The 8,862-nt window shown below is 45.7% G+C and carries 10 protein-coding genes; all 10 read right to left on the bottom strand.

Translation table 11 applies throughout. The features are described from left to right. Positions 1-97 precede the first annotated feature (97 nt). Complete coding sequence (locus ABNS04_RS08880; RefSeq protein WP_272978365.1) at positions 98-562, bottom strand: hypothetical protein; 465 nt, start codon at positions 560-562, stop codon at positions 98-100. Between the two features lie 72 nt (positions 563-634). Beyond that, entirely contained in the window at positions 635-1,831 is a 1,197-nt protein-coding gene (locus ABNS04_RS08875) for an NAD(P)/FAD-dependent oxidoreductase (RefSeq protein ID WP_006954608.1), read from the bottom strand. After that, the gene (locus ABNS04_RS08870; RefSeq protein ID WP_272978366.1) at positions 1,831-2,319 is read right to left on the bottom strand and encodes a peroxiredoxin; all 489 of its coding nucleotides are present in this window, start codon (positions 2,317-2,319) and stop codon (positions 1,831-1,833) included. The genes ABNS04_RS08875 and ABNS04_RS08870 overlap by 1 nt, the downstream gene beginning before the upstream one ends. After that, a complete protein-coding gene (locus tag ABNS04_RS08865) occupies positions 2,316-2,993 on the bottom strand; it encodes a class I SAM-dependent methyltransferase (protein WP_272978367.1) in 678 nt (225 codons plus the stop codon). Before ABNS04_RS08865 ends, ABNS04_RS08870 begins: the two co-directional genes overlap by 4 nt. After that, positions 2,990-3,445, bottom strand: coding sequence for a GNAT family N-acetyltransferase (locus tag ABNS04_RS08860; RefSeq protein WP_006954605.1), 456 nt, complete (start codon positions 3,443-3,445; stop codon positions 2,990-2,992). Before ABNS04_RS08860 ends, ABNS04_RS08865 begins: the two co-directional genes overlap by 4 nt. Beyond that, entirely contained in the window at positions 3,442-4,311 is an 870-nt protein-coding gene (locus tag ABNS04_RS08855) for a Dam family site-specific DNA-(adenine-N6)-methyltransferase (protein ID WP_006954604.1), read from the bottom strand. Before ABNS04_RS08855 ends, ABNS04_RS08860 begins: the two co-directional genes overlap by 4 nt. A gap of 57 nt (positions 4,312-4,368) precedes the next feature. Beyond that, complete coding sequence (locus tag ABNS04_RS08850; RefSeq protein ID WP_272978368.1) at positions 4,369-5,856, bottom strand: AAA family ATPase; 1,488 nt, start codon at positions 5,854-5,856, stop codon at positions 4,369-4,371. Positions 5,857-5,880: 24 nt separating this feature from the next. Then, positions 5,881-6,951 carry a 3-dehydroquinate synthase gene (aroB, locus tag ABNS04_RS08845; protein ID WP_006954602.1) on the bottom strand — a complete coding sequence of 357 codons (1,071 nt, stop codon included), beginning with the start codon at positions 6,949-6,951 and terminating at the stop codon, positions 5,881-5,883. A 20-nt stretch (positions 6,952-6,971) separates the two neighbouring features. Next, on the bottom strand, positions 6,972-7,502 hold the full coding sequence (gene aroK / locus ABNS04_RS08840) for a shikimate kinase AroK (RefSeq protein ID WP_272978369.1): 531 nt from the start codon (positions 7,500-7,502) through the stop codon (positions 6,972-6,974). Positions 7,503-7,621: 119 nt separating this feature from the next. Continuing rightward, positions 7,622-8,818: a type IV pilus secretin PilQ gene (gene pilQ, locus ABNS04_RS08835; protein ID WP_348671371.1), complete on the bottom strand. Its 1,197-nt coding sequence runs from the start codon at positions 8,816-8,818 to the stop codon at positions 7,622-7,624. Positions 8,819-8,862 lie beyond the last annotated feature (44 nt).

The following is an 8,862-nucleotide window of genomic DNA, read 5'->3' as shown; positions in this document are numbered from 1 at the left end:
GGCAAAAGCAGAGAAATTAGCTAAAAAGGTGTCCGGGTTTTGTTGACCACTACAGTCCTTTACATGAAAATGATAAAGAGTTGTGACTTCTATAGCATCAGGATTTATCAATGCCCACTTTCGAGTTTTTGTTTTGTTCGATCATTTCAGGGAGTTTGAGTACCTCTCTCGGAAATCCAAAAGCGTCTATTAAAAAATTTGAGCCATTAGTTTCAATAAATATTTCTTTATTCATGAGGTTGTGAATCAGATGTGACTTCGTTATTTCTTTCATCGCCACCCGCGTTGTACCCTCAGAGGTTCTGTAAATTAGTTGGTTATCATCTATCTTAATGTAATCGTTCTTGTTTTCTTTAATTTTTTTAATTGAGTGAAAAACAAAATATATATACGTCGGAAGAGCTAATATAGATAAGACACTTCCGTATTCAATATCTTTATCTAATACAATTATACCGTGGAAAGAAAAAGCATTTGTAAAAAGTACGAGGACACCAACAAAAAACAAAATCCAAATTATATTTGCTACATTAAACGAAAAAGTTTTTTCATTACTAGACATAATTTTTTACCTTTAAGGCAACCTAAAGAGTCTCCTAATTTTCTATAAAAAGGCGTTTAAATGAGTTTACTCTCACTTGATTTTAACCAACCCTTCCGCACACGCATAGGCGCTTGACCATGCCCATTGGAAGTTATAGCCACCAAGCCAACCGGTGACATCGAGTACTTCGCCAATGAAAAATAGTCCAGGCTGTCGTTTACTTTGCATAGTTTGGGAGCTGACTTCATCGACATTAACGCCGCCGAGGGTGACCTCAGCGGTGCGATAGCCTTCGGTGCCATTGGGCTTGATTTGCCATTGGTTAAGTTGCTCAGCGATTGCTTTAAACGTCTTTTTGCTGATATCGGCGAGGCGTTGAGTCAACGGCCATTGATGATACGCACCGAGTTGAGTAACGACGCGTTTCGCGAACAGCTGCTGTAATACGGTATTCAGCTGAGCCTTTGGTTGTTTAGTTTGGTTCTCTTGTAGCCATTCAAACGCATCGGTACTGGGCAGGCAGTCAACGGTAATCGCCTCACCAGGTTGCCAATAAGAGGACACCTGCAGCATCGCCGGACCCGATAAGCCGCGGTGAGTAAACAACATCGCCTCACTAAAGTGACCATCATTGGCGCTGGCGGCTACGTTCATTGAAACGCCCGCTAGCTCAGCAAAAGCGTCCTTTTCGGTTGGATGCAAAGTGAAAGGCACTAAGCCCGCACGCACCGGTATGATCGAATGACCGAACTGCTCTGCAATTTGGTAGCCCAACGGTGTCGCCCCTAGCTTGGGCATTGAGAGTCCACCACAGGCGACGACTAGTTGATGACCGCTCAGTTGACCCTGCGAGGTATTAATACGATAAGTGTCATGCTCGTATTCGACATCCAGCACTTCGGTTCTCAGTTGTACTTTGGCACCGTAGCGAGCGCACTCGTCGAGTAGCATGCGAACGATGTCCTTCGCTGATTCATCACAGAATAACTGTCCCAAGGTCTTTTCATGATACGGGATTTGGTATTCTGAGACTAAACCAATAAAGTCCCACTGGGTGTAACGACTAAGCGCCGATTTACAAAAGTGAGGGTTACTGGAAAGGTAGTTTTCGGGACTGGCATACATGTTAGTGAAGTTACATCGACCGCCCCCCGAAATGAGGATCTTTTTACCAGCCTGTTTGGCATGGTCTACCACGATAACCTTGTGGCCGTTTCGCGCGGCGTGAGCTGCACAGTGTAAACCGGCAGCTCCCGCACCAATAATCACTACATCAAATAACGCCATTACTGCTCAGATTTCAATACATTAAGCACGTATTTTGCTGCACTCACTTCGAATTGCTTCTCATCTTCCACGAATAGATGTTCCACGATGCCATCAACGATAATCATGGCGTAACGTTTTGAGCGAATGCCACCAAACGCGCCAGTGTCATTAGCGAGCCCTAGGGTTTGGCTATATTCACCGTTACCATCTGACAATAACCGAACCTCATCTCCGATCCCTAGGTGGTCACCCCAAGCTTTCATTACAAATGCATCATTGACTGAAACGCAATTAATACTCTGCACCCCTTGTTCAGCCAGCTCGTTTGCGAGTGAAACATAGCCTGGCAAGTGTTTCTCCGAACAGGTCGGAGTAAAAGCCCCCGGGACAGCGAATAGGATGTGTGTGCCTTTTGCAAATAGCTCTTGCGGGTCGTAATGTTGAATGCCGAGTTCGCCTTTTGAAGTGAGTGACCCAGAAGGTAATAAATCGTTTTCTTTAATCATAGCTGTTCGAATCCTTGCTTTATATAAACATCAAATCGATGCTTTTTACTCTTGATTTGCGTGTTCGGTTCTCTTTGCCCTAAAAAGTCGGCATGATCGGGTCGTTTTACGACCACACGAAATTTAGCCGCATTTAGCGCTGGAGCAATTAGGTCGTCCGCATCTTCATCGCCGCCGACTAACTGCTGAAACATTTGCATGTCTTTTTTTACTTGAGCGCGCTGTTTACCCGATTTTGGATACATGGGATCGAGGTATACCACATCGTATTGTTCTGAAGAAACCTGTTTAACGTGCTCGAGCTCAAGTAGTTGCATGCGTTGGCAACAGTCCGAAATTTTATCGGCACCATTACGACCACGTTCAAGTGCATCCTTGAGTAGAATACGAACCATCGGGTGACGCTCAATTAAATCAACCGATGATCCGAACGCAGCAACCATGAGTGCGTCGCGCGCTAAACCGGCCGTTGCGTCGAGTACGGATGGTTTGCGTTTGCCAGTAATACCGAGAGCCTTTATCAGTGATTCTGATTTCAAGCTCGAGTTCACCGCGCGGTACCCTGACTTTCCCGCCCGGAAGTCAAGATGAAGCGGTTTGATCCCTTTAGGCCCTGCTGTCCAAACTAATTGCACGCCGTCTGCGGTTTGTTGTAGTTCGAATTCAGAGCTCATTGATTTTTAGCAGAGCGTTGCATATCGACGTGTGGAATATTATCTTCAAGATAGTCCTCGCTAACGGCCTCAAAACCAAACGACTGATAAAACGCCCGTAAGTATGTCTGAGCTTGGACTTGAATAGGCGCGTTCGGTGCTCGCGAATCAAGATATTGAATTGCCCGTTGCATGAGCTCTCGTCCTAAGCCCAACTGTCGCGCGTCTGCGGTCGTGAGAACGCGACCGACTTTTGATATTGGATTTATGTCAGACGCTTTAAAAATGCGCGCGTAAGCAAGCATTTTGCCTTGATTGTTGCGAGCAAAAAGATGCTCGGCATCAAAGTCAGTTCCGTCAGCATCTAAATATGGACAGTTTTGTTCTACAACAAAAACGTCTTGGCGAATACGCAGAATTTCATATAGCTGATGGGTGTTTAATTCTTCAAAAGTTCTTAAAAACCAGTTCATGTCCCTACTTTTTTAATGTCACGTTTCATCGGAATCACATTTTGCTGATGTTCATGGGAGAACAATGCCAATAATTCGGCGACGGGTTTTCGTGCATCACCTTTTTGGCTAATATTGCGAGCTACTTTAAGACTACTAATTTTTGCTCGCTCGTACAATGCGCGTGTAAGCGGCGTATCATGATTACTAATTAGTACAGGAATATGACGTTTGCAAGCGGCCCGTATGGCATGCCGAGCGAGTTCACTTTGCTCATCTAAACTAAAGCCACCCGTCGCATAACTTGTGAAATTGCTTGCTTGTACAAGCGGTGCATAAGGAGGATCGCAGTAGATCACATCGCCTTTTCGGGCTCTCCTGAACACTTGTTCAAAAGAGCTGCAGACGAATTTAGCACGCTTTGCCTTTTCTGCAAAAACTTCGATTTCCGCCTCTGGAAAATAGGGCTTACGATAATCGCCAAATGGGACATTAAAAATACCGCGACTATTGTAACGACAAAGACCGTTATAACCATGCCGGTTGAGATATAAAAAGAGTAGTGAACGGTAGTAAGGATCATTGCTCTCGTTAAACGACTTACGGAGCGCGTAGTATGCGTCTGATTGATTATTACGTGCGGTAAAAAGTCTACGCGCATCGGCAATAAACGTCTTAGGACGGCGCTTTACAAATTGATACAAGGTGATGAGATCGGGGTTGATATCGTTCAGCAAATAGCGGTCATAATCAGTATTTAGGAACACTGATCCTGCACCCACAAAAGGTTCAATTAACTTACGCCCCTCGGGCAAACAAGCTTTTATGGGCTCGACAAGGCCGTACTTGCCTCCTGCCCATTTTAAAAATGCCCGATTTCGTTTCATTAGCCGGCCTTTAGTGGATTGAACGGCTAGTGTACCCGAAAGCTAAAGATATGAAAATTACTCTCCACCAACGGAAACCTGTTCTCGTTGGACTGCCGCAAATGACTTAGGCCAAGGACCGCCGGCTTTTAATGCCTCGGGGAGTGATTCTGCATAAGCGCGTGCCGCCGCGATAGTGTCATAGCTGCCAATGATGACGACATAGCTGTTGTCCTTTTGACGTTGATATACGCGTGCGGTTTGTTCAAGATCGTGACGCTTGATAAATTCGGTCAGTGTGGGCTTATTGCTGGCGATAGTTATTTGTACTGCGTAATTTGTTGCAGGCTGCTGACGAATCCACTGACTATCGGTTAATTGACTGGGTTCACTGCCAGAGGCCGTGTCGGAGTCCGCAACTGCAACAGGGACGCGCTTATCGTTAAATAATGCGATCTCGACCTCACGTGGGTCGGCGTCCGCGGCCGCGACACGATTAAGTGAATGCAGTGCAGCACGATAGGATGCAGCTAGCTCAGCCGGAACAAAATCAAACTGATTGACCTCAATAGGTTCAAATTCTACCGTCGCGTTGGCTACATTGATATCGGTGTAAGCCTCAGGTGTTGCTTGTTCATTGGTTTTAGCTTCAGCTTCAGTAATTGATGACTCTGCCGAACTGGTTGGCCCAAATGCAGTCATAATAGCTTCATGTTTTAGTGCTGCAAGACCCAATAAAGCGAGTATGGTACTGGCTAATAGAATCTTAAAGAGTGGCGTGCTCGATTTCGCTTTTAAAGATTCAAGGTTGCTTTCGGCGTGTTCTAAAGAGGCTGAGAAGGTCTCTTCTTCTTGCGTTTCTGGCTCCACATAACGTTGAGCTTGCGTCATGAGTTTGAGCTTCAGGCGTTGCTGAATTTCACCTGGATAACCATTGATGGTGGCTAAAAACTGTTGGACTTTATCGAGACTCCACAGCGGGCGCTGACGTTCGGGCAAAAGTGCTTGAACAAAGCGCATCTGCTCCTCTTTGCCGAGCGGCGGTACTTCCACTAACTCGGGACGTTTAACACGTAATTGTGGGGGCGGGGTTTGTTGAAACACCCAACGCGATTCTGCCGAAATGATAATGCTAACACGTTGCCCTAATGCACATAGTTGATTGACAGTATTAACGCATTCAGCCAAAAAACTGTCAGGCATCAGTTCGCCATTGTCGATAACAATAACGGCATGATTTAAGGGGCGTTGACGCTGTATTTCGCGACTTAACGTATCGTCATTTAAACTAATGGTACCAAATAATTGGTTGAGAATTTGTGCCCGTAATCGCTCGACCGATGACCGCTCAGAGACTTGCACCCATGCACACTCTGCATAATTAGAGGCTTGCTCAATAAATAGCTCACTAATGGTCGATTTCCCGCTACCCTGTGGACCGTGAAGTAAGACCAGCGTGTCACTGTGTTGACAGTGCTCATGCAACCGATCAATAACGGCCTGCTGAGAGGGTTTTGATTTTACAGGTGCTGCGACAATATGTGTTGAGTAGGCGTGAGCCGGCATAATTTGCTTCCTATGTGATGCGTGTTAGCAACATTCAGTCAGCACAGCGGCAATTTCCTCATCAGTTGTTGCGTTCGTTACTTCCGCTCGGCCAATGCCGACGGGTAATACGAAGTTAATCCGATTGTCTTTGACTTTCTTATCGCGTTGCATGTAACTCAACCAGTTTGCCAAAGGCATATGTGGCGCTTTTATCGGCAACTTCAATGCTGACAAAAGATTCAGAACGCGACGGAAATCTGACGAGGACATCCGCTGTGTTTTCTCTGAAAGCTTTGATGCAATAATAGTGCCAGCTGCCACCGCCTCACCATGAGTCCATGTGCCGTATTCAGTCGCTGCTTCAATCGCATGACCGAATGTGTGACCTAAATTTAACCATGCACGAATGCCTGATTCGCGTTCATCTTGAGCAACAATTTCGGCTTTTATTTGGCAGCTCTTTTGAATAGCATACTGAAGCGTTTGCTCGTCTCGTTGCGACAGTTTGTCGGTATGTTTCTCTAGCCAGCAAAAAAATTCAGCGTCATAAATGATGCCGTATTTAACAATCTCGGCTAAGCCACTGCGATAGTCACGTTCGTTCAGCGTCATTAAACAGTTGAGATCAATGACGACGGCTTTGGGTTGATAGAAGGCGCCGATAAGGTTTTTGCCTTGTGGATGATTGATCGCGGTTTTTCCGCCAACTGAAGAGTCAACTTGTGCAAGCAAAGTCGTTGGAATCTGATAGAAATCAACTCCGCGATGATAGGTTGCAGCGACAAAACCTGCTAGATCACCGACTACACCACCGCCGAGAGCAATAATTGCACAATCCCGACTAAACCCTTCTTCAATCAGTCTATTCGTAACAGATTCGAATGATTTGAGACTTTTGTACTGTTCGCCATCTTCCATATTAAACAGGACAACACGGTGACCTGAAAGCGACTCTCTTAGTTGTGAGAAATAGAGTTCTGATACGGTAGGGTTGCTGACCACAAGTATACTCTGCTTTAAATCAGGCAATAGGCTGGTCAAGCATTGTAAGTTATTTGAGGCGACATGAATAAGGTAGCTGCGTTCGCCCAATTCGACATGTATATTGGCCATAACACAGCTCCCTAGAGAGATTAACCTAGACCGTTAACCCCGAGTTTATCAATGATTTCATTGACCACGACTTTGGCGCTTTGTTCGTCAGTGCGTACAACAATGTCCGCTATTTCTTCATATAGCGGATTGCGTACTTCTGCTAAATCCTCGAGCACCTTCCGTGGATCGTCTGCCTCAGCAATGAGAGGACGACGCTTATCACGTTGTGTGCGCGCTAATTGTTTATCGATAGTCGTTTCGAGGTAAACCACAACGCCACGAGCGGAGAGACGGTTACGGCTCTCTTTGCTCATTACCGAGCCTCCACCTGTCGCCAAAACGATCCCCATATGCTCAGTCAACTCTTCGATAACTTTTTCTTCACGCGCACGAAAGCCTTCTTCACCTTCCAGCTCAAAAACCCAGCTGATGTCAGCGCCGGTGCGTCGTTCAATTTCTGTATCTGAATCGTAGAAATCTAAATGAAGTTGTCTGGCAATTTGACGACCAATCGTACTTTTGCCGGCGCCCATTGGGCCGACAAGAAAAATATTACGTTTCTCAGCCATATTCCTGCTTACATCACTGTTAAATTAGCTGTAAATCACGAATCCGGAGTGTCTGGAGACGTCCCCCAACTCAACGAAAAGAAGCGGGATTATCTCAATTAGATTGCATTTTAGCAAATTTATTCCGATTCACTTAACAGCGTGGGTGTAACGAAAATAACCAGTTCACGTTTTTCTGATTGTTCACGCTGATTTTTAAAAAGATTACCGACAAACGGCAACGACGACAATATGGGGACGCCTGTATCGTCCTTCAACTCATATTGCTGAAAAATTCCACCTAAAACTATAGTTTCTCCACTTTTTACCAAAACGCGTGTGGCCATTTCTTGAGTATCAATGGCCACAGCAGGTCCTGTCGGTGTTGATACCGTATCGCCACGCGTATTCTGTGTAATAGTTAAATCTAGCATGACATAGTCGTTAGACGTAATTTGTGGTGTTACGCGTAAACCCATGACTGCCTTTTTAAATTTGACCGCAGTCGCCCCCGATGCGGCACTCTCTACGTAGGGGATCTCAGTTCCTTGCTCTATATAAGCAGGCTGTTGATTAGAGGTAAATATTTTTGGGCGCGCGATAATTTCAGCCTCGTTATCTTGCTCCATCGCGGACAACTCCAAATCCAATAGTAGGCCTTCCGAGAGTTTACCGACGTTTGCTTTCAAGCGTCCTGCGGCTGGCACGGCCGGCAACTCAACTCGCATACCGTCTATTACATCTGCAATGACTTGATCGTCGTTGCGTGGGGTCAGATCGCCCCAGCGCACTCCGAACTGTTCAATGGCGTTACTTTTCATGGTCACCATTCGCGCTTCGATCATTACTTGTTTAACAGGTATATCAAGTTGTGTGATGAGTTGCTTTATCCCGCTGACGTTGTGTGGTGTTTCTTTTAGAATAAGAGTGTTGGTTCGAGCATCGATAGATACCGCCCCCTGATCTGAGAGCAAGCGCTGCTCGCTTTGTGACAATAATGCCGCTATATCTTCGGCTTTGGCATGATTGAGCGGAATTAAAAGTGGCAATGTGACAGATGTATTTGCCTGTTCGTCAGTTGGAGAAGATTGAGATCGTGTCACCCGAATGAGGTTATCCGTCATCCGTAGCGTTAAACCATAGCTGTCGGCAAGCTCTCGCATTAATTTGAGTGCATCAACATGACTGACGGATAAGCTGACCGTCTCGTCAATTGCCTTATCAGCGATCAGGTTTAAGTCGACTTTATCAGCAATAATTTCGAAGGCGGTCACTAAATCGACATTTTTTAGGCTCAACGTGATTTTAGGCAATTCATCTGCCACAGCGCTGGTCACATTGAGTTGCCATAACATGTAAAAAAACAACACGCTCGCAGGTG

Origin of the sequence: uncultured Idiomarina sp. (assembly GCF_964010655.1) — a bacterium.
Taxonomy (GTDB): Bacteria; Pseudomonadota; Gammaproteobacteria; order Enterobacterales; family Alteromonadaceae; genus Idiomarina; species Idiomarina baltica.
The sequence above is the reverse complement of the archived record's forward strand: the minus strand, read 5'-3'. Positions and strand labels throughout refer to the sequence as shown.

What these genes read in the sequence shown, in the direction of transcription:
- ABNS04_RS08850 (WP_272978368.1), bottom strand. Translation starts at nt 5,856, where the DNA reads ATGCCGGCTCACGCCTACTCAACACATATTGTCGCAGCACCTGTAAAA.
- aroK (WP_272978369.1), bottom strand. Translation starts at nt 7,502, where the DNA reads ATGGCTGAGAAACGTAATATTTTTCTTGTCGGCCCAATGGGCGCCGGC.
- ABNS04_RS08865 (WP_272978367.1), bottom strand. Translation starts at nt 2,993, where the DNA reads ATGAGCTCTGAATTCGAACTACAACAAACCGCAGACGGCGTGCAATTA.
- ABNS04_RS08875 (WP_006954608.1), bottom strand. Translation starts at nt 1,831, where the DNA reads ATGGCGTTATTTGATGTAGTGATTATTGGTGCGGGAGCTGCCGGTTTA.
- ABNS04_RS08880 (WP_272978365.1), bottom strand. Translation starts at nt 562, where the DNA reads ATGTCTAGTAATGAAAAAACTTTTTCGTTTAATGTAGCAAATATAATT.
- ABNS04_RS08860 (WP_006954605.1), bottom strand. Translation starts at nt 3,445, where the DNA reads ATGAACTGGTTTTTAAGAACTTTTGAAGAATTAAACACCCATCAGCTA.
- ABNS04_RS08870 (WP_272978366.1), bottom strand. Translation starts at nt 2,319, where the DNA reads ATGATTAAAGAAAACGATTTATTACCTTCTGGGTCACTCACTTCAAAA.
- ABNS04_RS08855 (WP_006954604.1), bottom strand. Translation starts at nt 4,311, where the DNA reads ATGAAACGAAATCGGGCATTTTTAAAATGGGCAGGAGGCAAGTACGGC.
- aroB (WP_006954602.1), bottom strand. Translation starts at nt 6,951, where the DNA reads ATGGCCAATATACATGTCGAATTGGGCGAACGCAGCTACCTTATTCAT.